We start from the raw sequence: 26,229 nt of genomic DNA, 5'->3' as shown, positions 1-26,229 counted from the left end.
CACCCCCTCCCCGTCAGCCCCACCCCCACGGGGCGATTCCCCATGGATACAGTCTCCGGGGAAGAGCATCTCCACGGCTTGATGTGAACACCCTGCCGAAATCCTGTCTCGTCCCATGGCACGGCCACCGGGCCAATCGCCAAACACTCGCCCGCCCCTTGCAGGGGGCGGGCGGAGGCCGCGTGAGCGGCCGGGAGGTGGGGGTGGTCTATGAACACCGTTCAATCGGAGACGCATGAGACAGGGGAGGGGGATGTTCCACCCCCTCCCCGTCAGCCCCTCCCCCAGGGGGGGCGATATCCCATCGATACGGTGCCGGGGGATCTGGCAGTCTCTTCGCGGTCTCACCCGACACCCCCCCGAAGTTCCTGCCTCCACTCCCCGTGCACTCTATCCGGGCCAATCGCCAATCAACTGCCCGCCCCCTTGCAGGGGGCGGGAGGAGGCGCGGAACGCGCCGGGAGGTGGGGGTGGTCTATGAACACCGTTCAATCGGAGATGCAGGAGAGAGGGGAGGGGGTGATCCACCCCCTCCCCGTCAGCCCCACCCCCGCGGGGTGATATCCCATCGATGCACTGCCGGGGAGAGCATCTCCACGGCTTGATGTGAACACCCTGCCGAAATCCTGTCTCGTCCCCTGCCACGGCTACCGGGACTTATCATAACTCACTGCCCGGCTACGGTCTCCACATAGCAAGTTATCCGTGTGCAAGAGAAGAAGAGATTCCAGCCTGACGCTGGAATGCGCCGACCGGGACTCGAACCCGGGTTTAGGCGTTGGCAACGCCTAGTGATAACCACTACACTATCGGCGCACGCCTGTGCTTTCGCACTGTGTGCCTAAGAGGATGAGTTTTTCAGGCTAATAAGCCTATCGAAGACCTGCCCGCTGCGGCGGTTGTGCACCGCCGCTCGTCTCAACGGTGCCCCTTCCGCAGAGCCCGCCTTATGTTCCGGTTCGCAAGCATCCAGAGACCAGGTGTCAGGACCAGGATGAACGCAGCCATGGCGTAAGCGATGATTTCTGCGGAGATGAGCAGGAGATTGAATATGCCGTGCAGCGCCATCCCCAGAACGAGCCCCCGACGGATGAGGGAGGGTCGCTTCTCGGCGGGCGCGAACCGGGCCTGACCGAGAGCGTAGCCCCAGACCCCGGCAAAGAGCGCATGCCCCGGGACCGAGAAGATCGCACGCACGATGACCGTGCTGAACGCAAGTGAGGGAGAGGTCAGGTAAGCCGAAAAGACGTAGAGAACGTTCTCAAACGTTGCCAACCCGAGCGCAGCGGCAGCGGCGTAGACGATACCGTCCATCGGTTCGTCAAACTCGGTGTTCTGGCAGGCAAACCGGCGCACAACCGCAAACTTGCCGTACTCCTCGACCATGGGTGCTACAACGGCGCCCATGAGAATGGGGGACGCTATGAAGAGACCGATGAATCCCTCGGTGAAGGCAACAGGAAACGTGACCAGGAGACCCAGGATGAAGATCTTCACGACCATGGCCGCCGGTTCGGGCTCGAATCTGTCCCTCCGGTAGAAGTACCACGCCCAGAACACACCCGGCGCCAGTGCCAGGGCAAGGATCAGAAGCGGCTCGACGGCGACCACACATATTGATTCATCTCCTGGAGAGTAAGAGCCTTTCCGCGCGGCATTTCACCATCTTCAAGACCAGGCATGAAAAAGTATAAACTTGACCGGGAACAGGTCTCAGGGAGAGATGCTCCCGGTGGATCCACCAGTTTCTTGGTGAAACCGGCATTTCAACACCTTAATGTAGTCTATTCACCACACTATAGAACGAATGATCCCTCTCATGCTTGATCTGACCGGCAGGAGGGTGCTCATCTTCGGTGGAGGCGGTGTCGGTGCCCGGAAGGCTGCGCACTTCGAGCATGAAGCGGAGGTGACGGTGATCAGTCGTTCTTTCTCACCACGGTTTGACGGTCTTTCGGTCAGGCGGCACGAGACCGACCTCGCCTCTCTCCCGGATGATGCAATCGTGGAACTCCTGGATGGCGCATTCCTTGCGGTAGCCGCAACACCCGATCCGGCCCTCAACAACCGTATAGGAAGACTCTGCGCCTCGGCCGGCGTCCTCTTCAACAACGCCGCGGGAAAACCCGGCGACGTCATCATCCCCTCGGTCGTCCGGGGACGCAACTACCTCATCGCTATCAGCACCGGCGGAAAGAGCCCTGCCGTATCACGTTACCTCCGGATGAGGCTTGAGTCGGAGTATGCAGACCTGGATCGGATGATCGACCTGCAGGAAGAGATGCGCTCAATCCTCCGGGAGACCGAACCGGTGCAGGCAGAGCGATCACGCACCCTCTGGAAGATCCTGCTGGATGACGAGATCCGGGAGTTGCTGGCCCTTGATTACGGCCGTGCACGCGAACTCGCGATCACGAGGTACCTCCATGCCTGAACCGCTCATGATCCCCCTCGCTATCGCGGGCGTCAGCCACCACACCGCCGACATCGCCACGCTTGAGGCGTTCAGGTTCCCTGACGAGACGGCTTTTCTCCGCGAAGCGCGGGAACGGTTCCGCGGCGTGCTCCTGCTCCAGACCTGCAACCGCGTTGAGGTACTGGTGCAGGGGGATGGACGTAGCCTTGAAGAGTTCCTGCACGAGATGGGGAGGGACGGGTTTACGCTCATCGAGGGCGAGGCCGTGCCCCGCCACCTCCTGGAACTGGCCGCCGGTATCGACTCCCTGATAGTCGGCGAGGACCAGATCCTGGGTCAGCTCAAACAGGCGCTTGCAACCACGGAGAAGGCAGGAACATCCTGTGCTGCAATCGAACTCTGCATCACCAAGGCCGTGCATGCAGGTGTCAGGGTCCGGCGCCAGACAGGGATCAACCGCGGCGCGGTCTCAGTCGGTTCCGCTGCGGTGGCGCTTGCAGAGAAACTCCTTGGCACCCTGAGCGACCGGCACATCCTGGTGGTAGGCAGCGGGGAGATGGGGGTGCTGGTGGCGCAGGCCCTGGCCGCGAAAGGCCTCACCGCAATCTACGTCGCCAACAGAACCTACGACCGCGCTGTGATGCTTGCAGAGAAGATCGGGGGACTTGCGGTCAACTTCAATGACCTCTACCGCTACATCGCTCTCTCCGACGTCGTCATATCATGCACCGCCGCACCGCACCCGGTAATCCGGACGGAGGGTGTCCGTGAGGCTATGAAAGAACGCCTCTGGCCGCTCGACCGCCAGCCCCGCCACCTGATCCTGATCGATATCGCCCAGCCGCGCGACATCGAGGAGGGTGTGCGCGAGATCGAGGGCGTCCACCTCTTCACCATCGACGACCTCCGTAGCGTCAACGAGGCTGCCATGGCCTCCAGGAGGGACGAGGCCAACCGGGCGCGCCAGATAATCGAGGAGGAACTTGAGCATTTCATCCGGCTCCTCCGCCGGACGGCGGCCGACGAGATGCTCGCCCTCCTCTACACGTGGGCGGAGTCGATCCGTGGGCGTGAACGCGACCGTGCGCTCGCCCGACTCGGGATGGTGGACGAACGCACGCAGACAATAGTCGACGACCTGACGAGAGCGCTCACCAAAAAACTCCTGGCGGACGTGACCACGGCCATCCGGACAAGCGCGGAACGCGGCGATCTAAACACGGCAGAGACCCTGATAAGGGCAATTACCCGGGGAGAATCATGTTTCCAGAACAGAGAATGAGACGGAGGCGCAGGCGGATCATCCAGCCGCTCCTCCGCGAGACAGAACTGCGAAAGACAGACCTGATCGCGCCGGTCTTTGTGGATGAATCGATAGATGTGCCGATCCCGATCGCCTCGATGCCGGGGCAGTTCCGCCACCCGGTGGACGGCGTTCTCGACCACTGCCGCCGTCTCATGGATAGCGGTATCCGGGCGGTGATCCTCTTTGGCATCCCGGCGGAGAAAGACAGCGGGGCGACCGCGGCATACGCAAGCGACGGCGTTGTCCAGCGGGCTGTCAGGGGGATCAAGAGAGGGCTTGGAGGTATGGCGGTAATAACCGATCTCTGCGCCTGTGAGTACACCGACCACGGCCACTGCGGGATCGTCGGAGAGACCGCCGATGGCCCCGACCTCTTAAACGACCCCTCGCTTGACCTGATGGCGCGGATCGCCGTCTCACACGCAGAGAGCGGTGCCGATATCGTCGCGCCTTCCTGCATGCTCGATGGCATGGTCAGGGCGATCCGGCAGGCTCTCGACTCTGCCGGGCATACAGACACCCTGATCATGTCCTACTCATCGAAGTTTGCAAGCGCCCTCTACGGCCCATTCCGCGATGCAGCAGACTCCGGGTTTACGTTCGGCGACAGGACCACCTACCAGATATACCCCGGGAACGCACGCGAGGCTGTGATGGAATCGGAACTCGACAGCGCAGAGGGTGCTGACATACTGATGGTCAAACCGGCCGGGATCTACCTTGATATCCTGGCCTCCGTGAAGCGGATAGGGCTGCCGGTTGCCGCCTACCAGGTCAGCGGGGAGTATGCTATGATCAAAGCCGCTGCAGAACGCGGCTGGCTGGACGAGAGGGCGGTTGCCATCGAGAGTCTCATAGCCATAAAACGGGCGGGGGCCGACCTTATCATCACATACTATGCAGAAGATGCAGCGAGGTGGCTTGATGAAGAGCAGTGACCTCTTTTCCCGTGCAAAGCAACTGATGCCCGGCGGGGTCAGCAGCCCGGTCAGGGCGATCAGGCCATACCCGTTCTACGTGGAACGCGCGGCGGGATCGCGTCTTATGACCGTCGATGGCATGGAGTTCATCGACTGCTGTCTCGGTTACGGCCCACTCATACTCGGCCACGCTCACCCGGATGTGAGGGACGCAATCGTGCGCCAGGTTGAGAAGGGGTGGCTCTACGGCACCCCGACACCGCTTGAGATAGACCTTGCCGCGAGGATCGTCGATGACCATCCAGCGGTAGGTATGGTCCGGTTCGTCTCTTCAGGCTCAGAAGCCACGATGGCCGCGATCCGCGCTGCCCGCGGCTACACCGGAAAGCAGGATATCGTCAAGGTCGAGGGGGGGTTCCACGGCGCCCACGACGCTGTCCTGGTGAAGGCCGGTTCCGGGGCGACGACCCTTGGAGTGCCCGACTCCGCAGGCGTCCTGGCGGACGTTGTTGCCCACACCCGGCAGGTCCCATACAACGACCCTGAGGCGCTTGAAACCCTGCTCGCCGGGAACGAGGATGTTGCCGCGTTCATAGTGGAGCCCATCATGGGAAACATCGGCCCCGTCCTGCCCGAGGACGGCTATCTCGCTGATATCCGGGAGATCACCGCCGCACACGACACCCTCCTGATCTTTGATGAGGTGATCACCGGCTACCGGGTCGGGATCGGGGGTGCGCAGGTGCGTTACGGGGTTAAACCAGACCTTGCAACATTTGGAAAGATCATCGGTGGCGGGCTTCCCATCGGAGCGTTCGGGGGGCGGCGCGATATCATGGAACTGGTCGCACCCTCAGGCCCGGTCTACCAGGCCGGAACCTTCAGCGGCAACCCTGCAAGCCTTGCGGCGGGGTATGCAACGCTGTGCTGGCTTCACACCCACCCGGAGGTCTACCAGCACCTGGATGAGGCGGCGCGGGCGATCGAGGAGGCCACAGTGGATGCGCAGAGGGGCTCGTTTGTCAGGACGGGCTCGCTCTTCAAGCACTTCTTCAGGGAGGCGCCCCCCCGGAACTACAGGGACGTCCAGGAGTGTGACAGGGAGGCGTTCTCACGGTTCTGGAAGGCGATGCTTGATGCAGGGGTCTTCCTCCCGCCGTCACAGTTTGAGACGAACTTTCTCTCCACCGCGCACAGCAGATCGGATATCGAGAAGATTGCGGACGCTTACAGGTCATGTCTCTTCGCATAGGCACACGGGGGAGCGCTCTTGCTATGGCGCAGACACAGAAGGTTCTTGGCCTGCTTGCTGACCTTGGCGTCGATGCAGAGGTTGTCACCATCACAACAGAGGGCGACACCACGACCGGCGTCCCGCTCCATGCCATCGGGGGGCAGGGGGTCTTTGTCCGGGCCCTCGATGACGCCATCCTCCGCGGCGAGATCGATGCTGCTGTGCACAGCATGAAAGATATCCCGGCGGCGCGTCCGGCAGGGCTTGCATGCCCTGCGGTGCTTGAGCGTGACTCTGCCGCCGATTTTCTGGCGCACGACGCCCCGCTCGATGCGGTTCGCGTCGTCGGATCGTCGAGCACAAGGCGCCGCGCCCAGATCCTCCGCGACGACCCGGCGCTTGAGGTGCGAGAACTGCGCGGGAACGTTGATACCCGGATCCGGAAACTCCGGGAGGGGCGCTACGACGCCATCGTGCTTGCCGAGGCGGGTCTTGAACGGCTCGGGCTGACGCTGGAGGGCGAACCGCTTCCCACGGAGAGGTTTGTCCCATCGCCGAATCAGGGGACGATCGCTGTGGTCTGCCGCGATGACCCGGCGGTCGTCGAGACGATTGCAGAGCTTGACCATGCCCGGGCTCGTCTTGACGCCGGGATCGAGCGCGCCGTGATGGAGGAGGTCGGTGGAGGCTGTTTCACCCCGCAGGGGATATACTGCCGGGGCACAGACCTGGTTGCCGAGGTGCTCTCGCTCGATGGCTCCCGGTGGGAGCGTATCGAGCGGCGCGTCACGACGATCGAGGAGGCACGGGAATGCGGCCGAGAACTGCGCGAGAAGGCGGCCGACCTGATCCGGGAGGCCTACGCAGCACTGGGGATACGGCCATGACAGGAAGAGCCTACCTGGTTGGGGCAGGACCCGGTGGTCTGGGCCTCATGACGATACGCGCCCGTGAGGTGATCGAGAGCGCGGATGTGATCCTTTATGACCAGCTCCCGGGTGAAGAGATCCTGGCGACTCTCCCCAGGAGCGCCGAACTCATCGACTGCGGGAAGTACGGCGGTAACCATACCCTGGAGCAGCACGAGATCGAGGCGCTGATGGTCGAGCGGGTGAAGGAGGGAAAGACTGTCGTACGCCTGAAAGGTGGTGACCCCTTCCTCTTTGGCCGCGGGGGGGAGGAGATGGAGACGCTCCGGGCGCACGGCGTCCCTGTCGAGGTCGTGCCGGGTGTGACGAGCGCCATTGCCGTCCCGGAGATGGTCGGGATCCCGGTCACCCACCGACGCTACGCCTCGACCGTGACATTCATCACGGGGCACGAGGATCCAGCAAAACCTGAGTCCGCCCTCGACTGGGAGGTCCTCTCGCGGCTGAAGGGGACGCTCGTCATCCTGATGGGGGTAAAGAACCTCCCCAAAATCGCAGCAGCCCTGACCGCGCACGGGAAGGATCCTGCGACCCCGGTGGCGGTCATTGAGCGTGGGTTACGGCCGGACCAGCGCGTGACGGTCGGGACGCTTGCCGATATCGCCGATAAAGCCCGTGCGGCGGATGTCAGACCGCCAGCGGTGATCGTCATCGGCGGGGTTGTGGGACTTTATGAGGGGTGAAGCGACCGCCCCCCCATACCTGTGTCGGTGCGGTTCTTTTTTTGGCGCTTATTAAGTCGCGTTGCGACGAACTGAACAGTTGAACGAGGAAAAAGCCCGATACACTGGACCGTGGTGTCTCCGCACATTTAGTGCTCATGCTCGTGCACTCGAAGCCTGGCTGTTTCTCAAACTCCAGGTGTGCTGTTCTTCGCACCTTCGACCAGTCCCTGTCTAGGGCCTTCGGTATTCTCCAGCGATGTCCTGTAAGGAACAATCGCCTATCATCATGACTGCCCCTGGCCCCTGGGGGCGGGGGAGGAGGCCGGAGGCCGGGCGGGGTGGGGTTTACAGATGTGCCCTTCTGGGATGGAGACAGGGGAGGGGGGCTGCATCCCCCTCCCCGTCAGCCCCTCCCCGCGTGGCGATATCCATTGGGAAGCCGTGCCCGGCTATGTTTGACCAGATGGAATGTGACTTTGGGAGCGGGCGAAGGCGCGGTCTCAAACGTGACATTCCACGTCCTTCACCGTACAGATTCCCCTCCGGCCTCAGACCTCCTTCCCCTGCGGGGAAGTCGCCACTCGCACCTCCGGTACTCCTGCTCCGCTCCGCACGGAGCATCGCACTACGCTCCCGCCAGTCGTTTCCTGCACCACCCCCCGACACCCGGAATACTCTTTTCCCCCCCACGCGCGTATTCTCATACGAGGATTACCATGCGGAGTGAGACGGTTAAGAGGGGTTACCAGCGTGCCCCGAACAGGGCGCTGCTCAGGGCGCTTGGCATCACCGACCGCGAGATGGAGATGCCGTTCATCGGGATAGCAAACGCCTACAACAACATCGTCCCTGGGCACATCCACCTCCGGTCGATCTCGCAGAAGGTGCAGGAGGGGATCGCGGCCGCGGGCGGGGTGCCGTTTGAGTTCGGGACAATCGGTATCTGCGATGGGATCGCGATGGGGCACGAGGGGATGCGGTATTCCCTCCCCTCGCGGGAGAACATCGCTGACGCCATTGAACTGATGGTCGAGGCGCACCGCTTCGACGGCCTGGTCTGTCTCGGGACATGTGACAAGATCGTCCCCGGGATGCTCATGGCGGCGGTGCGGTGCAACGTCCCGACGATCGTCGTCACGGGGGGGGCGATGCTCCCCGGTTTCGCGGCTGGCCGCGAACTCTCTCTCATAGACGTCTTCGAGAGCGTTGGCCGCGTTGCCGCCGGCACGATGACCGAAGAAGACCTTGGCGAGATCGAGTGTGCGGCGATGCCTGGGTGCGGGAGCTGTCAGGGACTGTATACCGCAAACACGATGGCATGCGTGACCGAGGCGCTGGGTCTCTCCCTCCCGGGGTGTGCAGCCATCCCGGCGGTCGATGCCGCTAAACTCCGCATAGCCCGTGAGAGCGGGGAACGCGTTGTCGGCCTGGTGCGGGAAGATCTGCGGCCACGCAATATCCTCACCCCCGGGAGCCTTTCAAACGCTATAAGGGTTGACATGGCGCTCGGCGGGTCGACGAACACCGTGCTTCATCTGATGGCCATTGCGCTGGAGGCAGGCATTCCTCTTGATCTTGAGACATTTAGCGCCATCGGTGAGGAGACGCCGCACATATGCCACATGATGCCCGGTGGGCCACACTCGATGCTTGCCCTCTACCGCGCGGGAGGCATACCGGCGGTATTAAAGAGGCTTGAGCACCTCCTCGACGACGCCCCGACGGTCTCCGGCCGGTCTATACTGGAGATCGCAAAGAACGCCAGGATCGCTGACCCGGGGGTGATAAGGTCGACCGATGCCCCGGTCAGTCCCGCCGGTGGTCTAAAGATCGTCCGGGGAACGCTCGCCCCCGACGGCGCCGTCGTCAAGTGCGCCGCTGTCCCGGAGGCCATGTGGCGTCACCGGGGTCCGGCACGTGTCTTCGACGGCGAAGATGCCGCGATGAACGCGATCCTTAAGCGCGAGATTGCGGAGGGCGATGTTGTCGTGATCCGCTACGAGGGGCCGCGGGGAGGCCCCGGGATGCCGGAGATGCTCTCACCGACATCAGCACTGATGGGGCTTGGTTATGCCAGGGTTGCACTGGTCACGGACGGCCGGTTCTCTGGCGGCACAAGGGGGCCATGCATCGGGCATATAGCACCCGAGGCCGCGGTCGGCGGGCCTATCGCCTTTGTGGAGGACGGCGATGAGATCGAGATCGACCTCTACGAGAAGCGACTCGACCTCTGTCTCGATCCGCAGACGCTGAAAGAGCGGCAGAAGGGCTGGAAACCACCCGAACGCAAGATCGCCGGCGTGCTCGGCAGGTATGCCAGGACGGTCGAGCAGGCAAACCACGGCGCCGTCCAGCGGTGAGGGTTTCCCCGTGACGGCGGAGGGGACACCCCCTCTCTCTTGAATACCGTCTTTTGAGGTGAGGAATCGACCAGAGAGGGGTGATTGAGCCGGATAGAGTGCACGGGGAGAGGAACGGGATTTCGGTGAGGTGATCGCATCGAACCGCGGATCTTCTCATCCCCCATGGCACCGCATCGACGGAGAATCATCCCCTGGTGTGGGGCTCGCCCCTGTCTCGGCGTGTCACTGGTTGAACGGTATTCAAAGATCCACCTGTATACATTTTTAACCCCCCCGGAACAACCCACTCTTCTGCCAGGTGATGGATGGAGATGTGATCGTCCACACCGCATAAGGAGCAGAAGAGAGATGATAGAGAGATACCTTGAAGGGAACAAGCGTTTCCTCGAAGAAGACTTCAGAAGAGATCCCGATCATTACGGGCCGCTCGCATCGGCCCAGCACCCCGGTGCCCTCTGGATCGGGTGCTCCGACTCGAGGGTGGACCCGGAGCGGATCACCGGTGCAAAAGCCGGAGAACTCTTTGTGCACCGCAACATCGGCAACATCGTCCCCCTTCACGACTGGAACCTGGCAACCGTGATAGAGTATGCAGTGAACCACCTCAAGGTCGATGATATCGTCATCTGCGGACACTCAAACTGCGGAGCGATAAAGTCGCTCGACCACGAAGGGGGCGACAACTACATCCCGCTCTGGTTAAACAACGCGGTTGAGGCGAAACGTCGTGTCGATTCCCGGATCCCGGTCCCGAAGACCCCCGAAGAAGAGAAGAACAGGCTTCGTCTCATCGAGATCGAGAACGTCGGCCTGCAGATCGAGCATCTCCGCACCTATCCTCCCGTCAGGGCCGCAGAAAAAGAGGGGCGGATCCAGATTCACGGCCTCTACTTCGACCTTGCCACAGGCGAGCTGAAGAAGATATTTTAGGGGGTTCTAAGAACCGAATCAATCTCTTCTTTTATCAGGTCGAGCGAGATCCTCCCAATAGGCGTGAGCCTGCCGTTGACCAGGATGATCGGGATCGGCGGGTGGTGCTCCTCGATGAGGCGCCGCACGTATTCAGGCATCCCTTCATCGATCAGAGTCGTCTTCAGCACCACCCTCCCCCCATACTCAGCGAAGAGTTCTTCGCGCAGGGCGCCGATGGCCCTCAGCAGGCTGTTTGAGGGGTGGCAGGCCTCAAGGCCGCAGGATCTCGTCTCGTCACAGGGAAAGGGCCCGCACTCGGAATCTTTGAGCCCGACAATCTCGACTATCACTTCTGGCATGCATCAACGGTGAGGGGCGTATGCTATATTATCCTTCGTCCCCGGAGACGAGCAGAACACGCAGCGAAGCCCTGATCTCCTCTTCAATCCCTTCGATCTCTGCCACGTCCCGCAGCCGGTCGAGATCACCTATCAAAATCGGCTCAGCGAAACGGATACCCAGGTTTCCCATGAACGCCCTGACCACGCCCGTGACGCAGGTGAACGCCTCCTTCCCCCGCCGCCCCGCAACCGCGATGAGCAGACCGCGGGCTCGCACCTCTTTTCCCAGCACCTTCTCCCGTGCGTGGAGCCACTGGCACCTGTCCATCGCCGCCTTCAGGGGTGCAGGAACCGTGTTGGTGTAGACCGGCGTGCAGACAACTATGAGCGATGCAGTCTCAAGCGCCCGGATGAGACGGGGCATATCATCATCCACAGGACAGTAACCCTGGTCGTAGCAGACGTAGCAGCCTATGCACGCCCTGATATCCATATCCTGCAGGTAGAAGACACGGGAGGAGAGACCTGCCCTTGCGGCCTCATCATCGCACCAGGACGCAATCTTTGCGGAGTTGCCGAACCTGCGGGGACTCCCCTGCAGGATCACAACATCGACCGTATCCCCCGGCAGCGGCCGCGTAAAGACCCGCGGCCTGAGATAGAGGTGCGGGCGCGACGAGACGTCCTGCGCGAGCCTGGCAAAGACTATATCCGCCGTCTTCCGGGCATCAAAGAGCGAACCAGGCGGGATCTCGTAAGAGTTGATCGCGTAGGTGTAGACCGTCTCCGTGCCGCGCAGAACCTCGATGTTGTAGCGGATCATCCCGGGGTAGATGTCTCCCATATCATCCATGGTCAGCCTGATGGTGAACGTTCCTTCAGGTGTCTCGATAGTTTGGGTCTTCTCTTCTGTCGCGCTCTCGCTCATCGTCTCTCATCTCGTCTTGTCCTATATTCTACATTTCGGATTACCTGAGGTATGCGCCGTTTTCCAGGCCGGCACGCGGCTGGTCACTACCGTTAATAAGGAATCCGATCCACATGATATGGTAATTCATGAAGGCGGTTCTGGGTCTTGAAGACGGAACATTTGTTGTAGGGGATGGTTTTGGTGTTGAAGGGAGATGTTCCGGGGAACTCGTCTTCACGACGCAGATGACCGGTTACATGGAGGCATTGACCGATCCCAGTTATGCCGGGCAGATCCTGATGTTCACCTACCCCCTCATCGGGAATTACGGTGTAGACCTACAGAATTTTGAGAGCCCCCGGGTTCAGGCGGCTGGCTGTGTCGTGCGCGAGATCGCTCGCGTGCCAGCTTCGAGACCCCCGGTTGCGGAATACTTTGAAGAAAACGCTCTTTTGGGGATATCGGGTGTCGATACCCGCAGCCTGACCATAAAGACACGGACATGCGGCACACTCAGGGCATCTCTCATCGTCGGTGGCGAGGACGGGAATGAGGCGGTCAGGCTTGCAAGGTCGGCTCCCCCGATCACAGGAACGGATCTCATCGAGCGTGTCTCCTGCACCGCACCATACACCATCAGCGGCCCCGGAAAACGGATCGCCCTCATAGATCTCGGGGTGAAACGCCACATCATAGAGAGTCTCCGCTACCGGGGCGCCGAGATCCACGTCTTCCCGCACAACGCAGCAGCAGACGATCTGATGGCTGCAGAACCCGACGCTCTCTTCATCAGCAACGGCCCCGGCGACCCGAAAAGGGCGGCGGGGGCCATCAGGTGTGTGGGAGAACTGGCCGGAGAGTTGCCCATAATCGGGATCTGCATGGGTATCCAGGTTGCAGCCCTTGCACTCGGCGCAGAGACCTACAAGATGAAGTTCGGCCATCGGGGGACGAACCAGCCTGTCCGCTACCGCGACGGAAAGATCTACATCACCACACAGAACCACGGGTTCGCCGTGGACGAGGAGAGCCTGCCGGAGGGCTGCACAGTCTCCTACCGGAACGTGAACGACGGAACGGTCGAGGGGTTCGAGAACAGCGATCTCAGCATCACCTGCGTCCAGTTCCATCCAGAGGCGCACGGTGGGCCCAGGGATACTGAGATGCACTTCTTTGACCGCATATACAGGGAGATTCCATAATGCCAAAGATGCCTCATATTAAGAAGGTCCTCCTTATCGGCTCCGGCCCCATCCAGATAGGACAGGCGGCCGAGTTTGATTTCTCGGGATCGCAGGCCTGCCGCGCCCTCCGGGAAGAGGGTGTCGAGGTCGTCCTGGTCAACTCAAACCCCGCGACGATCCAGACCGACCCCGATATGGCAGACACCATCTACATCGAACCCCTGAAGGCCGGGATCATCGCAAAGATCATAGAGAAGGAGAAGCCTGATGGTATACTGAGCGGCATGGGCGGCCAGACCGGTCTCAACCTGACCGCGGAACTCGCAGAGATGGGTGCTCTCAAGGGCGTCGAGATCCTTGGAACACCGCTTGAGGCGATCTACCGCGGCGAGGACCGGGAACAGTTCCGCGACCTGATGAACAGCATCGGAGAGCCCGTCCCCCGGAGCATGATCCTGGAGAACATGAACCAGATCGAGGACGCCATCCAGGAGGTGGGTCTGCCTGCGATCATCAGGCCGGCATACACCCTTGGCGGTTCAGGTGGCGGCGTGGCGCACACACCGGAGGAGATGCGGCGCATATGCGAGACCGGTCTTGCACGTTCCCGTATTCACCAGGTTCTGGTCGAGGAGAGCGTCGCCGGCTGGAAGGAGATCGAGTTTGAGGTGATGCGGGACGCCTCAGATACCTGCATCACCGTCTGCGGCATGGAGAACGTCGATCCGATGGGCATCCATACAGGTGAGAGCGTTGTTGTCGCACCAATCCTCACCCTCCGGGACGACGAGTTCCAGACGCTCCGGACTGCCGCGATAAAGATCATCCGGGCGCTTGGCATCCAGGGCGGGTGCAACATCCAGTTTGCCTACCAGGACGGCGATTACCGGGTCATCGAGGTGAACCCACGGGTCTCGCGCTCCTCAGCGCTCGCGTCCAAGGCGACCGGTTACCCGATCGCCCGTGTTGCGGCAAAGATTGCAATAGGGCTGCGGCTGGATGAGATCACGAACACCGTGACCGGCGTCACCCCGGCGTCCTTTGAGCCGGCAATCGACTACGTCGTGGTGAAGGTGCCTCGCTGGCCGTTTGATAAGTTCCGGTCGGCAGACAGGACGCTCACCACCGCTATGAAGAGCACCGGCGAGGTGATGGCGATCGGGCGGACGGTCGAGGAGGCGTTCAAGAAGGCACTCCGGTCGCTTGACAACGATATGCAGCGGCACGAAAACCCGAGCGAGATCCGGATGATCCTCACATCCCCTACAGACGAGCGGTTCGGGTGTCTCTTCGATGCCTTCCGCGAGGGGTTCACCGTCGAGGAGGTTGCCAGGCTTACATCCATAGCACCATTCTTCCTGGAGAAGGTCAGAAACATCGTAGACCTCGAACGGAAGTTGAAGACCAGCGCTGCACCGGAAGATGTCAGAACCGCCCGGCGTTACGGGTTCACGGCCGAGGAGATCCAGGAACTGACCGGCCTGACCGCCGCCGAGGTTGAGAGACTGTCCGGGGTGCTGACCTACAAGATGGTTGATACATGTGCCGCCGAGTTCCCGGCGACCACGCCGTATTTCTACTCCACCTGGGAGGACGGCTGCGAGCTTACACGGAACGGCACAAAGAAGGTGCTGATCCTTGGTTCCGGGCCGATCAGGATCGGGCAGGGGATCGAGTTTGACTACTGCACCGTCCACGCGGTGATGGCTCTGCGCGAGGAAGAGGGGATCGAGGTTCATATCATCAACAACAACCCCGAGACGGTTTCAACCGATGCCGACACATCTGACAGGCTTTTCTTTGAGCCGATGCACCTTGAGGACGTCATGAACATCCTCAAGAAAGACGACTATTACGGTGTGATGGTCCAGTTTGGCGGCCAGAATTCGGTGAACCTGGCCGTGCCGCTCGAGGCGGAGATCAGGCGTCTCGGTCTTGGGACAGAGATCCTGGGGACATCTCCCGACGCGATGGACGTGGCGGAGGACCGTGACCGGTTCAGCCGCCTCCTGAAGCGTCTCGGGATCCCGAGCCCGGCGAACAGTTCCGCCTACTCGGAGAAGGAGGCGCTTGAGATTGCCCGAGAGATCGGCTACCCGGTGCTGGTCAGACCGTCTTATGTCCTCGGGGGACGGGCAATGGAACTCGTCCATGACGATGCCGAACTCGCAGGTTACATCAAGGAGGCTGTCCGGGTGAGCCGGAAGCACCCGGTGCTGATCGACTCGTTCCTCCAGGGCGCTGTCGAGATCGATGTGGATGCGGTCTGCGACGGGACGGATGTTCTTATCGGCGGTATCATGGAGCACATCGAGTGGGCGGGAGTCCATTCGGGGGATTCGGCCTGTGTCATCCCGCCGCAGTCGCTCTCGCCATCGGTGATCGAGCGGGTGCGCGAATACACGAGAAAGATTGCCCTGGGTCTCGGGGTTGTCGGGCTTATAAATATCCAGTACGCCGTGCAGAATGATGTGGTCTACGTGCTGGAGGCCAACCCCCGCGCGAGCCGGACGGTGCCGTTCGTTGCAAAGGCAACCGGGATTCCACTTGCAAAGATAGCGGCAAAGGTGATGGTCGGCAGGAAACTTGCCGACATGGGTGCTGCTGAACGCGAGATCCGGCACGTTGCGGTGAAGGAGGTTCTCCTCCCCTTCAACAAACTTCCCGGCGTTGATACCGTGCTCGGCCCGGAGATGAAGAGTACGGGTGAGGTGATGGGGATCGACTACGATTTCGGCCGCGCCTATTACAAAGCATCTACCGCCGCGGAGAACACCCTGCCGACGGAGGGGAACGTCTTTATATCGGTGAGCGACGAGCAGAAGGAGGAACTCCTGCCGATCGCACGGAAACTCAGGGAACTCGGTCTCACCCTCTACGGGACGAGCGGGACGGTTGAATTCCTGGCCCAGAACGGCATAGAGGCAAACCTTGTGCGGAAGGTGCTGGAGGGGTCGCCAAACGTCATCGACGCTATGAGGTCGGGGAACATCCGGCTGATCATCAACACCCCGGCGGACAAGGCCTCCCGCCACGACCATATCCAGATCATGAGGGCTGCTGTGGATTATGCTATCCCCTACATCACGACACTCCAGGCTGCCAGGGCGGCCGCGATGGCGATCGAGGTCATCAAGCATGCAGAGATCACGATCGAGCCACTCGCGCACTACCATGGACTGGCGTAACGGGCGAAGGTTCTGTGTGTTCGTCTCTCCCAAACCCGTGCGTTCAGGCTGGGACAAGACGGTACAAAACTACTATATCGTATCAAGGACAACCATATAGTCAATAATCTCCGATCGGAGAACTCAGCGGTGTTATTTATTCTTGCACCGGCGACGGTGGACAGCCCGACCGGCCCGATCCCGATGTGAGCGTTCTCGGCGCCCATAAACCCGGTACTGAGCATGTCCGGGAGCATGACCCCCGCCTCCAGGGACATACCCCCGGCAGGTGCGCGAGGTTGTAATCAGTCAGGTTTATGTGGAAAAACTCGGCGAAAACCTCCATCCTCCGAGCGGCTCCCGGTCTGCGAGGGATACCCGCGCTGTGCGGCCTCCGTCTCCCAGTCGGGGGTGAACGCCGGTACGATGACCCGATCACCTGGCTTGAAGTCCCGGACTTCGTCTCCCACCCCGAGCGCCTCGTGCCCCAGGATGAGGTCGTGCCTCTCGCCCTCTCCCCCTCTCCCAGACAGTGTGGATATCGGACGTGCACGGGGCGAGCGCCAGCGGTTTGACGACGGCGTCTCCCGGGCAGCAGGCGGGTCTATCCTTTTTCTATCCACCCCCGATCTCTCCAATCTTGAGTATTGCCAGGGCTTTCATTTTCCCGCCTCCTTTCGACCCGGCAGTGGCGGCAGGACACTATAAAAATTGAGACCTCCGTCAACTCATCGTTGAGGTGCAGGGATCCGGGCAGTCTTTCCGCGCGGCGATAACCGAGAATCCGGCCCTTGAGTCGACCTCCGCCACGCGAAACCCGGTGCGTTCGAGGAGTTCCCCGACTTCGTCCAGCGAATAAAACCGGGCGCGGGAGAGGAACCGGTGTTTTTCATTCTCGTGCAGGTATTTTTGGGCAACCTTGCCTTCGCGTTCGAGAAAACCGAGGACGAGCGTACCCCCCGGAACGAGAACCCGGTGGATCTCCTCGAATGCCGAAACCGGATCGTCCAGAAAACAGATGACCGTCACCATCAGGACGGACGAACACGATCCGTCCCTGAGCGGGATCGATTCCGCTCTCCCGCGGATCACCTCGATCCCCCGCCGCTGCGCCATCTGCCCGAGGGCTCGCGAGGGCTCTATCCCGAGCGGGATACCAAGTGGTGCGGCAAACCGCCCGGAACCGACCCCGATCTCGACGGCACGGGAGTCCGGGGCGGGGAGGAGACGGCGAATCCGGGCGAGTTCTGCGTGGTAATCGGTGCGGTGCTCCTCGAACCAGCGATCGTAATCCTCCGCAAATCGCTCGAATACGTCCCCTGGCATTCTGCTACTGTCAATCATGCCCATACAGGTGTTCTCGCACCCGTTTCCCGACCGCCTGCTCCCTCTGTTTTAGCACCGAGAGATCCACCGGCCCTTCCCGGTAGGCTGAGATGAGGAAATAGAGGAAATCCACCGTCAGGTGCATGACCTCCTTTTTGAACCTGACCTCGACGGTGGTGTCCCCGGCAAGGCCTTTGATGGAGAACCAGTCGGGTTTCTCGAACTTGTAGAACCCCTCGCCGAGGCCGGGGAGCGCTTCAACCCCCCCGAAATTCTCCAGGTACGAGAAGAACCCCGACGGCACCGGTTCACTGAGGAGAAACTCCTTCATGAACGTGCCGTCGGCACAGGATTTATGGCGAACCGATCGAAGAATTCGCATTTTGTGCAATCTCCTTTACTGCTTGTGCGGTGAGGTGGCACTCTTCGTCCGTGGTGAACCAGGAGAGGCTGAGCCGCACGGAGCCTCGCCCCTCGTCGATCGCCCGGTGTACGAGCGGCGCACAGTGGAGCCCCGTGCGGGCGACTATCCCGTAGGCACGGGCGAGGATGAACCCCACGTCGTCGTTCTCCATCCCATGGATGTTGAAGGAGACGATCGGAAGGGCGGGCGACTCGTTGTAGATTGTGATGTTCGGCTCTTTCTTCAACTCCCCGATGAGATACGCCGTCTGGCGCTCAGCCTTCTCTGCGATGGTCTCTAAGCCGATGGATGCAATGTAGTTCACCCCGGCAGCGAGCGCCGCAAGGCCGGGATAGTTGTGCGTACCGGTCTCGAACCGCTCCGGCATCTCCCGGGGCTGGAAGAGCGAGAAGGAGTCCGTCCCGGTCCCCCCGTAGCGGACAGTCGCGATCGATTCAGGATCCCGCAGGTAGAATCCGCCGGTGCCGGGGATGCCGAGGAGGCCTTTATGGCCGGTGAAGACGTAGGCGTCGACCGGGAGAGCCCCGAGATCGACGGGAGTGTGGCCGGCGGTCTGTGCCCCGTCGACGATGAAATAGACCCCGTGATCGTGCAGGACTTCCCCGATGCGGGCGACATCCTGCACCGACCCGAGCACGTTGCTCCCGTGGGCCGTGACCATGAGCCGGGTGTCGGGCGTGATGGCTGCTTCGACCATATCGGGGCGAACAGCGCCGTTCTCGAAGGGGAGGACGGTCAGCCGGATGCGGCCCTGCCGTTCGAGCTCGTGAAGCGGCCGCAGAACGGAGTTGTGATCGAGTTCTGTCGTGAGGACGTGGCACCCGGCCTCTTTCTCGGCAAGGAATCCCTGGATGAGGATATTTAAGGACTCGGTCGCGTTCTGGGTAAAGACCACGTGCTCCGGCGGGTCTGCGGCAAGGAGGCCCGAGAGCGCCTCCCGTGCCAGCGTGACATAGTCCTCGCCCTGGCTCCCGGTGGTCCTCCCCGACCCGAAGACCGGGAGGGCAAGGGATAGTCTCGCGGCCTCCAGCACCTCCGGGGGTTTCGGCCAGGTCGTGGCGGCGTTGTTTAAATAGATGATCGGCGGGTTGTCTGCCATAAGACTCGATTTGAATGGATCTGTCCTCTGCGACCAAAAAGAGATCGCTTTGAGCACTTCGCAACACTTATCCTGTGGGCGCCGTACATGCATCTTTGATGACCACAATAACCGCCGGGCGGCTGAGGGAAGCGGCAGAACTGCTCGGCATCCGGAACCAGGCCACCCTTAACGAGATCCGCGCCCGTTACTCCGAGCGGGTCAAGGAATGGCATCCCGACGTGTCGCAAAACGACCCGGCGGAGTCCCACGAGATGACGATCCGCTTAAAAGAGGCCTACGATCTCCTGACCGACTACTGCATGAACCGTCCCGTCTCATTCCGGCTCGAAGATCTTGAAAAGGACCTGGAGCAGAGCCCCGCGGACTACTGGATGGAGAGGTTCGGCGACGACCCGATCTGGGGTTAGGGGTTCCCCGTTTACGACCCGGAGGATATCGAAGCGGTTTACGCTGCCGGATAACCCGGCCGTCGCTCCTCATGCTTATTCTCTCTCGCGAACACCAGGGGTTCGGTCCCGGGCGAGCGTTGTTCGCGCTCGCCCGATACGGCAGGCGGCTGCGGGGCCGGTAGCGCTCGACCACCAGCAGCCGGAGATCGAGATCGCTGTGTTCGTTGAGGTAGCCAAACTCTCTGATGAGGTCGTTCGGAGCGGCGTCGAGGACGATGATGCCCCCCGGGATCTGCCCGGCTCTCAAATACGAGGCAAAATTGCTCTTCAACCGGGCGAGCCGGTCCCGGGGATTCTCTTCCCCCTCGGCGTCGGCCATGGATTGGAACATCTCTTCGAGAAGGCCTGCAGACCTCTCGTTCACGTCGTCGGGCGAAAGTCCCCCCATCGCAGAGAGGTTGTCGCAGAGCCAGCCGATCATTTCGCGCCGCGACTCCCCGTTGCAGGCCAGCTTCACCTCGACGATGACCGGCTGCCCGTTGCTGTCGATGAGAACGATATCGGCGAACCCGTTCTCAAACGGGAACTCCCGGCTTACCGTGACGAGCGCGGTATCGTCCCGGTCAACGAGGAGCACCGGGTGCCCGGCGAGGATCTCCTGCAGTTCGTACTCCTTCCTGAAGGGTTCCGGTTGCTGAGCCAGTTCGCTTCCTTCACTTATTCCTATTGCGGGCATCGAATCTCTCCATAACGAGTATGGAGAGGGAGGTTGATGGGTGTTTATCAATGGGGGTGTCGCGGGTTCGGAATGCGGCGGTGAACGGGTATCACGCCATTCGTGTGTCAGGCAACGCCATCCTGAAGTTACCGCCCGCGCTCCTGCTCGAGGATGCGGCGGATCTCCTGCCGGAGCTTTGGAACGCGATTGACGACGGTCCGCCAGAGAAGTTGCGTATCGACGCCGAAATACGTGTGAATCAGTTTATCCCGCATCCCCGCCATCTCGCGCCAGGGAACGGCGGGATACTTCTCCCGGACGGGCAGCGGAATCTTGCCGCCTCGCCGATGATCTCGAACTTCCTGATGACGGCGCTCTGAGTCCTGTCGTCGTGCAGGAACTGATCATAGATCATGCCTGCGGTAAACTCCTCAATCTTCTCAAGCGCAGCAGCAAGGTCCGAGAGATAGAGAGTATGCGATCTCATGCAACAAGGAGGTCCCGGGTAACCTGACTGCGGATCTCTGGGCGAAGTGCCGCCTCCGGCACGACGTCCACGCCTGTTCCGAGTTTTTCTTCAAGGTAGTGTGACAACCCGATAAAATCGAAGAGATCCGCACCGGAACCGAACTCGACAAGTACGTCGATATCGCTGCCCTCCCCCTGTTCTTCACGGGCATACGACCCGAAAAGGGCGATGCTTTCGACGTGATATCGCTCTCTGAGTTCGGCCTTCAGGGAGCGAAGGACCTCGAGGACTTCGGTGCGGGTTTTCATGTGCGCAACGCTCCTGCTGTATGTCCTCTTACGCTCGCGGATTGCTTTAATCTATTGTTCGCCGTGGGAGCATCGGCTCCGGTCATCGCGGTATCCCCTGCCGAAGGTGGTGTCGGCACGGCAGGTCCCGGCACCGGTGCATTTCCGGCCGGGTTACCGCACCCTCGCGACCATCTCGATCTCGACCCTCGCCCCTTTCGGGAGGCCGGCGACCACCAGGACCGCCTTGGTGACGTATCGTGCTCCGTCGCGGACTTTGTAGTAGGACGCATCCACGAAGAGGTATGGAATCGCCTGTTCGATTGGTCGCTGGAGAAACTCCCGAACCGTATCGTCGAGATCTTTCGCCACCCGGGAGACGGAGGCAGGCGAGAGTTTGTCAATACCAAGGTGCTCAAGGTGCTGAGCAATCCCCTGAACCCGGCGGGTCGAGACACCCTGCAGATAAGATTCGACAACAACATTCACCAGTGCCTTCTCCACCCGGGCGTAGCGCCCGAAGACCTGCGTCTCGAACGGGAACTCGCGGAACTGGGGTTTCCGGAGAACTGTCTCCCCGTATCAGGTCTTGAGGGTTCGGTCATTGTAGCCGTTCCGATGCGCTTTCCGCGCATCGGTGCGTTCGTACTGGGCAGCTCCTGCCTGCTGGAGGACCTCTGCGAGCATCACCTGGTTGAGGAACCAGGTGATGAGGGTCTTCATGCCATTCTCATTATCGGAAAGATAATCTTCGATTAACGCTAAGGGATCCATGACCCTGTTTCTCCTTTCTCTAAATCTAGGTTGGATCCAGGGCCAATTCAATTTTTACAGAACTTTCGTTACGCTACCGCGGATCGCGCAGGGGTTTCTGGAAACGAGCTGGAATCCTGGTTGGTGGGCTCCCGGGCACGGTTTTCCTCCCACACGGTCCACTGCCCGGGAGAATAACCCAACCCGCTCCCTGGTGCCGGTGGTCTCTGCGCAGCGGGATTTTTCCGGGTTGAAGCCCAATGTATGAGAGGATGAAGACCCAGATCGAAGAGGCTCAGGAGGGAATTATCTCCTCCCAGATGAAAGCGGTCGCAGCGGCCGAAGGAATCGAGGCCGAAGACCTCTGCCGATCCATCGCTGCCGGCGAAGCTGTCATCATGACGCGCGGAAGATGTTCGATCGGCATCGGCCGCGGGCTGCGGACAAAGGTCAATGTCAACCTTGGGACCTCAACCTCCCGGGTGCACCCCGAAGAGGAGGTTGAGAAAGCCAGGATTGCCGAATTGCATGGCGCTGATACCATCACCGACCTCTCTACCGGAGGCGATATCACGGCGATCAGGCGAACGATCTTTGCCGCCACTGCCCTCCCGATAACCACGGTGCCGATCTACCAGGCCGCCGCCGGGATCGGGATCGGCAACCTGACTGCAGAGGATGTCCTTGCCACCCTCAAGCACCAGGCTGAGGAGGGCGTCTCCTCGTTCGTTCTCCACGCCGTCAGCAGGGAGATGATCGACGCTGCCTGGGATGGGGAGCGGATCATGGGAGTCGTCTCGAAGGGCGGGTCGATGACCGCTGCCTACATGCTCACCCATGACGCCGAGAACCCCTTCGTCGAGCACTTCGACGAGGTCCTCGCTATCCTCAGGGAGCACGACATCGTCCTCTCCCTCGGTAACACGATGCGGAGCGGGTGCATTCACGACGAGATGGACGAGGCCCAGAAAGGGGAGATGCGCCAGAACGCGAGGCTTGCTGCCTACGCCCATGAACGGGGTGTCCAGACGATCGTCGAGGGGCTCGGCGGCCATGTCAGGGCCGACCGGATCCCGGTCTACCTCCGGCGTTACCGGGAGCACTCCCCCGCGCCGCTGTTTGTCGCAGGCCCCCTCCCCATTGATACCGCTGTTGGGTATGACCACATCGCCGGGTGCGTCGGTGCAAGCATCGCGAGCGGCGCCGGCGCCGATTACCTCTGCTACCTCACCCCGGCCGAGCACCTCAGCCTCCCGACCCCCGACCAGGTCAGGGCGGGGCTCATCGCCTTCAAGATCGCCGCCCATATCGGCGACTCGATCAAGTACGGCATGGACGACGAGGATCTCGCCCTCGCCCGTTCCCGTTCTCGCCTCGACTGGGATGGGCAGGTCGCCCATGCCATCGATCCTGAGACTGCACGGGCTCTCGCCCCCGAACCGGGACCGTGCACGATGTGCGGGGACTTCTGTGCGGTCGCCCTGATGAAACGGCTCAGGGAGCAGAGGTGAGGATTGTCAGGCTTTTTCTGACCTTCATTCCCTGATCCCATAACTCTGGCATCCCTCCGGTGCCGCGTGCCTGGTGCCATGACCTCATCAACCCCGGACCTGAGCGCGGCGGTTCCCCTCCCGGGGCCCTCTCACCCACCTCGTATCGGTGGGAGATCCCCATGGTTTATAGATCTGCAGGTGATTCCCTGGACCGGTGAATGATGATGGACATCTCCCGTCTGAAGTACAGGGTAGAGGTTCTCGGCGACCATGACGACATCAAGCGCTATGGCCCGTTCAACGAGCAGAAGGCACGAGAATTCTTCGGGGTCGAGGAGAGTTTCGACGGGACTGCCCGGATCGTGCGGCTGGAGGGGGATATACAGCAGAAGTGGAAGGTTCTCGCCGAATGCGGGGACTGGGACAACTACGAGAGAGGGCATCGTGAGAAGGAGGTGATCCTATAATTATAAGTCCCCTCAGATAAAACCGGGGATAATGGTATTCCGGGAAATTGACGATGATCTCTGGGAGATTGTTCAGAAATACCTCCCCCCCAACAAAGCCACACATCGGCCGGCCCCGGTGTGATCCCCGCGGACTGATCAACGGTATTTTGTACGTTCTCACTACCGGATGCTCCTGGCTCGATGTACCGGCGAACTACGGTACCAAATCGACGGAAAGGAGTGTACCAGGCAATCTTTCTCGACCTGCTCCAGTCGGGGTACGAGATCAAGAAGATCGATCTCTCGCATTGTGCGACCGACACCAAGGATATCCCGGCAAAAAACTACATGATGCCCACAGGGCCACATGCATACCAGATGAAAATATCTAGAGGGCCATTTTCATACGAAAAGGGATCAATCGGCTATGATGGCTATAAATAGGTAAACGGGAACAAGCTGAGTGCTCTGGTCGATCGGAACGGGCTCCCGCTTGTCTGCATAGTTTCCCCTGCAAATGTCCATGATTCCCGGCTCTACGAGCCAACTCTCGAAGCATTTGAGATCCCCAAAGTGCTGGATCATCCCGGGGTCATCTCCGCAGATGCAACCTACGATGCCCTGGAAATTCGTCAGTACAACCGGAAACGAGGAATCAAAAGTAATATTCCGGTAAATTGGAGATCCCGGAAACATCCAAAACGCGGAAGACCGTTCTGGTTCGATCCGGAACTCTACAAGAAGCACAGTGCGGTAGAACGGTTTTTCAGCTGGATTGAAGCGCTTAAGAAGATCGTTCCACGATACGAGCGGTATGAGCACTCATTCATGGGACTGATTCACCTGGCATGCCGATACCGCCCATCAAAAGAGTTACCGGTGGGGGACCAGATACAAGCGAACCCGGGACCCCCTCACCTCCCTGGTCTCATCCCGACGGCCGCAAAGACCTCATCCTCCCCAACTCGCTCCATCAACTCCCCGAGCCTTTCGCCAGGCCGTGCGTTCTCCCTGAAGTAGTCGAGCAGCATTCCGACGATCGCAAGCGCCCTCTCTTCGGTGACCAGCCCTTCTGCTTCGGTCCCGACCTGGAGCACCCTGCCCGACCTCCCGCCGAGGAAGAGGCACAGTCCCTCCGAAGCGACACCGATTGCGTTCTCCGGGCAGACTGCGATGCAGTCACCGCACCCGACGCAGTCCTCCCCGGAGAAGAAGACGCTATTGTCAGTGACCCGGACCGCTCCCTCCCGGCAGACCTTCTCGCACGCCCCACAGCCGCCACATTCTTCGGCAAACAGGGGGAATCGCCTCCCCATAATCCCGATATCGTTGAGCTGGACTCTCGCGCAGTTGTTCGGGCACCCTGCGATCGAGATCTTCAGTTTCCGGGGGAGATCGCATCCGCCGTGCCGTTCCTCGATCGCCCGGGCGAGCCCCTGGGTGTCGTAGCACCCGTGCCTGCAGACCGTACCCTTGCAGGCGACGACTGACCTGAGCGTGGCCCCGGTGCTCCCGGGCTCTACTCCGGCTTGCCGGAGCCTTTCTGCAACCTCCCCCGCGTCCCGCCGGTCGACGCCGGGGAGTTCCACGTTGAGCCGGGCCGTCAGCTCGATCGTACCGTCCCCGAACTCCTTTGCGATCCGGGATATTGCCGCCATCTGCTGCACGGTCATCACGCCGGCGGGTATCCTCCCCCGCACGGCGACCTTTCCCTTCTCCCGGAGGCGGATGACCCCCTGGTTTCTGTTCTTCTTCCTGTCAGTCATGTTGTACCTGCCTTAGAATATGGGAAGAAGTGGTGTTAAATCATACCCGCTGCTTTTATCGGCGGTTCAGGACATCGTTTCTGAATTCGATCAGGTCGTAGACTTCAGTTTTTTTAAAGCCCATGTCGAGGACCTTTCTTGGGAGGCTGTATGTCCTGATGACTTGATCTGTAGAAATAAAGTGCTTAAACCCGTATGCCATCGCATATGCCAGATGGGTCCTGTCGGTGGCCTGCCCAAGCATTCTTGTATCGGTGTAGTCCTCCCCAAGTTCATAACGGATGATCCTGACGCCGTCACTCGGGACAACAAAGAGTATATCCCATTCTTTCAGCAGGGAAACAAACGCTGCAATATGGTCGTCGGCATCGTCCCGTCTGAGCATTGTGATGAGTGCCTCGCCCAGAACCGTTATCGAGGTGCAGATCTTGAATCCGAGGTTGTGAGCCCGGTCAAGGATCTGTTTACATCGTGGATGCTCAAGACAATCATAAAAGACGCAGGCATCCAGAAAGACCGATTGGTCCATTGAACCTGCTGCTGGTTTACCGCCTGAGCCGTTGCATGAGGAGGCGGTGTTCATCCTCGCTTATGGCGTATGCAATCTGCCCGCGGCAATCAACCGCACCACCATACGGGAGCATACCCCGCTCGTATTTTTGGCCAACGTTCACTCTCGGATCGCCTTTCTCTGTCATTTCACCAC

28 protein-coding genes, 1 tRNA gene and 1 pseudogene are annotated in these 26,229 nt (G+C 60.8%); 16 read left to right on the top strand and 14 right to left on the bottom strand.

What is annotated here, in order from left to right:
- Nucleotides 1–744 precede the first annotated feature (744 nt).
- Both R6Y96_RS07325 and R6Y96_RS07320 read right to left on the bottom strand, forming a co-directional pair.
- Nucleotides 745–816: transfer RNA gene (locus R6Y96_RS07325), tRNA-Gly, on the bottom strand.
- A gap of 102 nt (nt 817–918) precedes the next feature.
- Nucleotides 919–1,611, bottom strand: a complete 693-nt coding sequence (locus R6Y96_RS07320) for a PrsW family intramembrane metalloprotease (protein WP_318620604.1) — start codon at nt 1,609–1,611, stop codon at nt 919–921.
- 196 nt (nt 1,612–1,807) lie between these two features.
- Between R6Y96_RS07320 and R6Y96_RS07315 the strand changes: the two genes are divergently transcribed.
- The 8 genes from R6Y96_RS07315 to R6Y96_RS07280 all read left to right on the top strand — a co-directional run bounded on the left by R6Y96_RS07315 (nt 1,808) and on the right by R6Y96_RS07280 (nt 10,763).
- Nucleotides 1,808–2,434, top strand: a complete 627-nt coding sequence (locus tag R6Y96_RS07315; RefSeq protein ID WP_214022004.1) for a precorrin-2 dehydrogenase/sirohydrochlorin ferrochelatase family protein — start codon at nt 1,808–1,810, stop codon at nt 2,432–2,434.
- The gene (hemA, locus tag R6Y96_RS07310) at nt 2,427–3,698 is read left to right on the top strand and encodes a glutamyl-tRNA reductase (RefSeq protein ID WP_318620602.1); all 1,272 of its coding nucleotides are present in this window, start codon (nt 2,427–2,429) and stop codon (nt 3,696–3,698) included. The genes R6Y96_RS07315 and hemA overlap by 8 nt, the downstream gene beginning before the upstream one ends.
- A complete protein-coding gene (gene hemB, locus R6Y96_RS07305) occupies nt 3,677–4,660 on the top strand; it encodes a porphobilinogen synthase (RefSeq protein WP_318620601.1) in 984 nt (327 codons plus the stop codon). The genes hemA and hemB overlap by 22 nt, the downstream gene beginning before the upstream one ends.
- Nucleotides 4,647–5,894: a glutamate-1-semialdehyde 2,1-aminomutase gene (gene hemL, locus R6Y96_RS07300; protein ID WP_318620599.1), complete on the top strand. Its 1,248-nt coding sequence runs from the start codon at nt 4,647–4,649 to the stop codon at nt 5,892–5,894. The genes hemB and hemL overlap by 14 nt, the downstream gene beginning before the upstream one ends.
- Nucleotides 5,879–6,763, top strand: coding sequence for a hydroxymethylbilane synthase (gene hemC / locus R6Y96_RS07295; RefSeq protein WP_318620598.1), 885 nt, complete (start codon nt 5,879–5,881; stop codon nt 6,761–6,763). Before hemL ends, hemC begins: the two co-directional genes overlap by 16 nt.
- A complete protein-coding gene (gene cobA / locus R6Y96_RS07290) occupies nt 6,760–7,488 on the top strand; it encodes a uroporphyrinogen-III C-methyltransferase (RefSeq protein WP_318620597.1) in 729 nt (242 codons plus the stop codon). The genes hemC and cobA overlap by 4 nt, the downstream gene beginning before the upstream one ends.
- A gap of 698 nt (nt 7,489–8,186) precedes the next feature.
- Nucleotides 8,187–9,830, top strand: a complete 1,644-nt coding sequence (gene ilvD, locus R6Y96_RS07285; RefSeq protein WP_318620595.1) for a dihydroxy-acid dehydratase — start codon at nt 8,187–8,189, stop codon at nt 9,828–9,830.
- A gap of 351 nt (nt 9,831–10,181) precedes the next feature.
- A complete protein-coding gene (locus R6Y96_RS07280) occupies nt 10,182–10,763 on the top strand; it encodes a carbonic anhydrase (RefSeq protein WP_318620594.1) in 582 nt (193 codons plus the stop codon).
- On the opposite strand, the gene R6Y96_RS07275 is transcribed toward R6Y96_RS07280, so the two are convergent.
- On the bottom strand, nt 10,760–11,104 hold the full coding sequence (locus tag R6Y96_RS07275) for a hypothetical protein (RefSeq protein WP_318620593.1): 345 nt from the start codon (nt 11,102–11,104) through the stop codon (nt 10,760–10,762). The genes R6Y96_RS07280 and R6Y96_RS07275 overlap by 4 nt on opposite strands.
- Nucleotides 11,105–11,132: 28 nt before the next feature.
- Entirely contained in the window at nt 11,133–12,014 is an 882-nt protein-coding gene (locus R6Y96_RS07270) for a flavodoxin family protein (RefSeq protein WP_318620592.1), read from the bottom strand.
- Nucleotides 12,015–12,142: 128 nt separating this feature from the next.
- Here R6Y96_RS07270 and carA point away from each other — a divergent pair, with 128 nt between their 5' ends.
- Entirely contained in the window at nt 12,143–13,198 is a 1,056-nt protein-coding gene (gene carA / locus R6Y96_RS07265; RefSeq protein WP_318620591.1) for a glutamine-hydrolyzing carbamoyl-phosphate synthase small subunit, read from the top strand.
- A complete protein-coding gene (gene carB, locus R6Y96_RS07260; protein ID WP_318620590.1) occupies nt 13,198–16,368 on the top strand; it encodes a carbamoyl-phosphate synthase large subunit in 3,171 nt (1,056 codons plus the stop codon). The genes carA and carB overlap by 1 nt, the downstream gene beginning before the upstream one ends.
- 284 nt (nt 16,369–16,652) lie before the next feature.
- Here carB and R6Y96_RS07255 read toward each other — a convergent pair whose 3' ends face one another.
- From R6Y96_RS07255 to R6Y96_RS07240, 4 genes are all read right to left on the bottom strand, one after another.
- On the bottom strand, nt 16,653–16,970 hold the full coding sequence (locus R6Y96_RS07255) for an alcohol dehydrogenase catalytic domain-containing protein (protein ID WP_318620589.1): 318 nt from the start codon (nt 16,968–16,970) through the stop codon (nt 16,653–16,655).
- A gap of 100 nt (nt 16,971–17,070) precedes the next feature.
- Nucleotides 17,071–17,697 carry a class I SAM-dependent methyltransferase gene (locus R6Y96_RS07250; protein ID WP_318620587.1) on the bottom strand — a complete coding sequence of 209 codons (627 nt, stop codon included), beginning with the start codon at nt 17,695–17,697 and terminating at the stop codon, nt 17,071–17,073.
- A complete protein-coding gene (locus tag R6Y96_RS07245) occupies nt 17,684–18,055 on the bottom strand; it encodes a hypothetical protein (RefSeq protein ID WP_214022336.1) in 372 nt (123 codons plus the stop codon). The genes R6Y96_RS07250 and R6Y96_RS07245 overlap by 14 nt, the downstream gene beginning before the upstream one ends.
- Nucleotides 18,027–19,196 carry an aminotransferase class V-fold PLP-dependent enzyme gene (locus tag R6Y96_RS07240; protein ID WP_318620585.1) on the bottom strand — a complete coding sequence of 390 codons (1,170 nt, stop codon included), beginning with the start codon at nt 19,194–19,196 and terminating at the stop codon, nt 18,027–18,029. Before R6Y96_RS07240 ends, R6Y96_RS07245 begins: the two co-directional genes overlap by 29 nt.
- A 98-nt stretch (nt 19,197–19,294) precedes the next feature.
- Here R6Y96_RS07240 and R6Y96_RS07235 point away from each other — a divergent pair, with 98 nt between their 5' ends.
- Both R6Y96_RS07235 and R6Y96_RS07230 read left to right on the top strand, forming a co-directional pair.
- The gene (locus tag R6Y96_RS07235; protein WP_318620584.1) at nt 19,295–19,606 is read left to right on the top strand and encodes a J domain-containing protein; all 312 of its coding nucleotides are present in this window, start codon (nt 19,295–19,297) and stop codon (nt 19,604–19,606) included.
- A gap of 199 nt (nt 19,607–19,805) precedes the next feature.
- Nucleotides 19,806–20,339, top strand: coding sequence for a hypothetical protein (locus R6Y96_RS07230; RefSeq protein ID WP_318620583.1), 534 nt, complete (start codon nt 19,806–19,808; stop codon nt 20,337–20,339).
- 113 nt (nt 20,340–20,452) lie between these two features.
- Here the strand turns inward: R6Y96_RS07230 and R6Y96_RS07225 are convergent, their stop codons facing one another.
- The 4 genes and pseudogenes from R6Y96_RS07225 to R6Y96_RS07210 all read right to left on the bottom strand — a co-directional run.
- Nucleotides 20,453–20,581 carry a HepT-like ribonuclease domain-containing protein gene (locus tag R6Y96_RS07225; RefSeq protein WP_318620582.1) on the bottom strand — a complete coding sequence of 43 codons (129 nt, stop codon included), beginning with the start codon at nt 20,579–20,581 and terminating at the stop codon, nt 20,453–20,455.
- A complete protein-coding gene (locus R6Y96_RS07220) occupies nt 20,566–20,793 on the bottom strand; it encodes a HepT-like ribonuclease domain-containing protein (protein ID WP_318620580.1) in 228 nt (75 codons plus the stop codon). The genes R6Y96_RS07225 and R6Y96_RS07220 overlap by 16 nt, the downstream gene beginning before the upstream one ends.
- Nucleotides 20,790–21,083 carry a nucleotidyltransferase family protein gene (locus tag R6Y96_RS07215; RefSeq protein ID WP_318620579.1) on the bottom strand — a complete coding sequence of 98 codons (294 nt, stop codon included), beginning with the start codon at nt 21,081–21,083 and terminating at the stop codon, nt 20,790–20,792. The genes R6Y96_RS07220 and R6Y96_RS07215 overlap by 4 nt, the downstream gene beginning before the upstream one ends.
- 177 nt (nt 21,084–21,260) lie before the next feature.
- Nucleotides 21,261–21,836, bottom strand: a pseudogene (locus tag R6Y96_RS07210) (transposase); the annotation flags it as partial.
- 239 nt (nt 21,837–22,075) lie between these two features.
- Between R6Y96_RS07210 and thiC the strand changes: the two are divergent.
- From thiC to R6Y96_RS10420, 4 genes are all read left to right on the top strand, one after another.
- Nucleotides 22,076–23,326 (top strand): phosphomethylpyrimidine synthase ThiC, encoded by a 1,251-nt coding sequence (thiC, locus tag R6Y96_RS07205; RefSeq protein WP_318620577.1) that lies wholly within the window; start codon nt 22,076–22,078, stop codon nt 23,324–23,326.
- A gap of 200 nt (nt 23,327–23,526) precedes the next feature.
- Nucleotides 23,527–23,775, top strand: coding sequence for a hypothetical protein (locus tag R6Y96_RS07200; protein ID WP_318620576.1), 249 nt, complete (start codon nt 23,527–23,529; stop codon nt 23,773–23,775).
- A 53-nt stretch (nt 23,776–23,828) separates the two neighbouring features.
- On the top strand, nt 23,829–24,149 hold the full coding sequence (locus R6Y96_RS10425; RefSeq protein WP_404810336.1) for a transposase: 321 nt from the start codon (nt 23,829–23,831) through the stop codon (nt 24,147–24,149).
- Between the two features lie 67 nt (nt 24,150–24,216).
- Nucleotides 24,217–24,777: a transposase gene (locus R6Y96_RS10420; RefSeq protein ID WP_404810335.1), complete on the top strand. Its 561-nt coding sequence runs from the start codon at nt 24,217–24,219 to the stop codon at nt 24,775–24,777.
- On the opposite strand, the gene R6Y96_RS07190 is transcribed toward R6Y96_RS10420, so the two are convergent.
- Nucleotides 24,672–25,523: a 4Fe-4S dicluster domain-containing protein gene (locus R6Y96_RS07190; RefSeq protein ID WP_318620572.1), complete on the bottom strand. Its 852-nt coding sequence runs from the start codon at nt 25,521–25,523 to the stop codon at nt 24,672–24,674. The genes R6Y96_RS10420 and R6Y96_RS07190 overlap by 106 nt on opposite strands.
- Nucleotides 25,524–25,578: 55 nt before the next feature.
- On the bottom strand, nt 25,579–26,052 hold the full coding sequence (locus tag R6Y96_RS07185; protein ID WP_318620571.1) for a PIN domain-containing protein: 474 nt from the start codon (nt 26,050–26,052) through the stop codon (nt 25,579–25,581).
- Nucleotides 26,053–26,229 lie beyond the last annotated feature (177 nt).

Origin of the sequence: Methanoculleus receptaculi (genome assembly GCF_033472595.1) — an archaeon.
GTDB lineage: Archaea > Halobacteriota > Methanomicrobia > Methanomicrobiales > Methanoculleaceae > Methanoculleus > Methanoculleus receptaculi.
The sequence above is the reverse complement of the archived record's forward strand: the minus strand, read 5'-3'. Positions and strand labels throughout refer to the sequence as shown.

Bases quoted from the DNA above. Each gene is read 5' to 3' on its own strand.
- R6Y96_RS07315 (WP_214022004.1), top strand. From the start codon at position 1,808: ATGATCCCTCTCATGCTTGATCTGACCGGCAGGAGGGTGCTCATCTTC.
- hemA (WP_318620602.1), top strand. From the start codon at position 2,427: ATGCCTGAACCGCTCATGATCCCCCTCGCTATCGCGGGCGTCAGCCAC.
- hemB (WP_318620601.1), top strand. From the start codon at position 3,677: ATGTTTCCAGAACAGAGAATGAGACGGAGGCGCAGGCGGATCATCCAG.
- hemL (WP_318620599.1), top strand. From the start codon at position 4,647: ATGAAGAGCAGTGACCTCTTTTCCCGTGCAAAGCAACTGATGCCCGGC.
- hemC (WP_318620598.1), top strand. From the start codon at position 5,879: ATGTCTCTTCGCATAGGCACACGGGGGAGCGCTCTTGCTATGGCGCAG.
- cobA (WP_318620597.1), top strand. From the start codon at position 6,760: ATGACAGGAAGAGCCTACCTGGTTGGGGCAGGACCCGGTGGTCTGGGC.
- ilvD (WP_318620595.1), top strand. From the start codon at position 8,187: ATGCGGAGTGAGACGGTTAAGAGGGGTTACCAGCGTGCCCCGAACAGG.
- R6Y96_RS07280 (WP_318620594.1), top strand. From the start codon at position 10,182: ATGATAGAGAGATACCTTGAAGGGAACAAGCGTTTCCTCGAAGAAGAC.
- R6Y96_RS07275 (WP_318620593.1), bottom strand. From the start codon at position 11,104: ATGCCAGAAGTGATAGTCGAGATTGTCGGGCTCAAAGATTCCGAGTGC.
- R6Y96_RS07270 (WP_318620592.1), bottom strand. From the start codon at position 12,014: ATGAGCGAGAGCGCGACAGAAGAGAAGACCCAAACTATCGAGACACCT.
- carA (WP_318620591.1), top strand. From the start codon at position 12,143: ATGAAGGCGGTTCTGGGTCTTGAAGACGGAACATTTGTTGTAGGGGAT.
- carB (WP_318620590.1), top strand. From the start codon at position 13,198: ATGCCAAAGATGCCTCATATTAAGAAGGTCCTCCTTATCGGCTCCGGC.
- R6Y96_RS07250 (WP_318620587.1), bottom strand. From the start codon at position 17,697: ATGGGCATGATTGACAGTAGCAGAATGCCAGGGGACGTATTCGAGCGA.
- R6Y96_RS07245 (WP_214022336.1), bottom strand. From the start codon at position 18,055: ATGCGAATTCTTCGATCGGTTCGCCATAAATCCTGTGCCGACGGCACG.
- R6Y96_RS07240 (WP_318620585.1), bottom strand. From the start codon at position 19,196: ATGGCAGACAACCCGCCGATCATCTATTTAAACAACGCCGCCACGACC.
- R6Y96_RS07235 (WP_318620584.1), top strand. From the start codon at position 19,295: ATGACCACAATAACCGCCGGGCGGCTGAGGGAAGCGGCAGAACTGCTC.
- R6Y96_RS07225 (WP_318620582.1), bottom strand. From the start codon at position 20,581: ATGCGGGATAAACTGATTCACACGTATTTCGGCGTCGATACGCAACTT.
- R6Y96_RS07220 (WP_318620580.1), bottom strand. From the start codon at position 20,793: ATGAGATCGCATACTCTCTATCTCTCGGACCTTGCTGCTGCGCTTGAG.
- R6Y96_RS07215 (WP_318620579.1), bottom strand. From the start codon at position 21,083: ATGAAAACCCGCACCGAAGTCCTCGAGGTCCTTCGCTCCCTGAAGGCC.
- thiC (WP_318620577.1), top strand. From the start codon at position 22,076: ATGTATGAGAGGATGAAGACCCAGATCGAAGAGGCTCAGGAGGGAATT.
- R6Y96_RS07200 (WP_318620576.1), top strand. From the start codon at position 23,527: ATGATGATGGACATCTCCCGTCTGAAGTACAGGGTAGAGGTTCTCGGC.
- R6Y96_RS10425 (WP_404810336.1), top strand. From the start codon at position 23,829: ATGATCTCTGGGAGATTGTTCAGAAATACCTCCCCCCCAACAAAGCCA.
- R6Y96_RS07190 (WP_318620572.1), bottom strand. From the start codon at position 25,523: ATGACTGACAGGAAGAAGAACAGAAACCAGGGGGTCATCCGCCTCCGG.
- R6Y96_RS07185 (WP_318620571.1), bottom strand. From the start codon at position 26,052: ATGGACCAATCGGTCTTTCTGGATGCCTGCGTCTTTTATGATTGTCTT.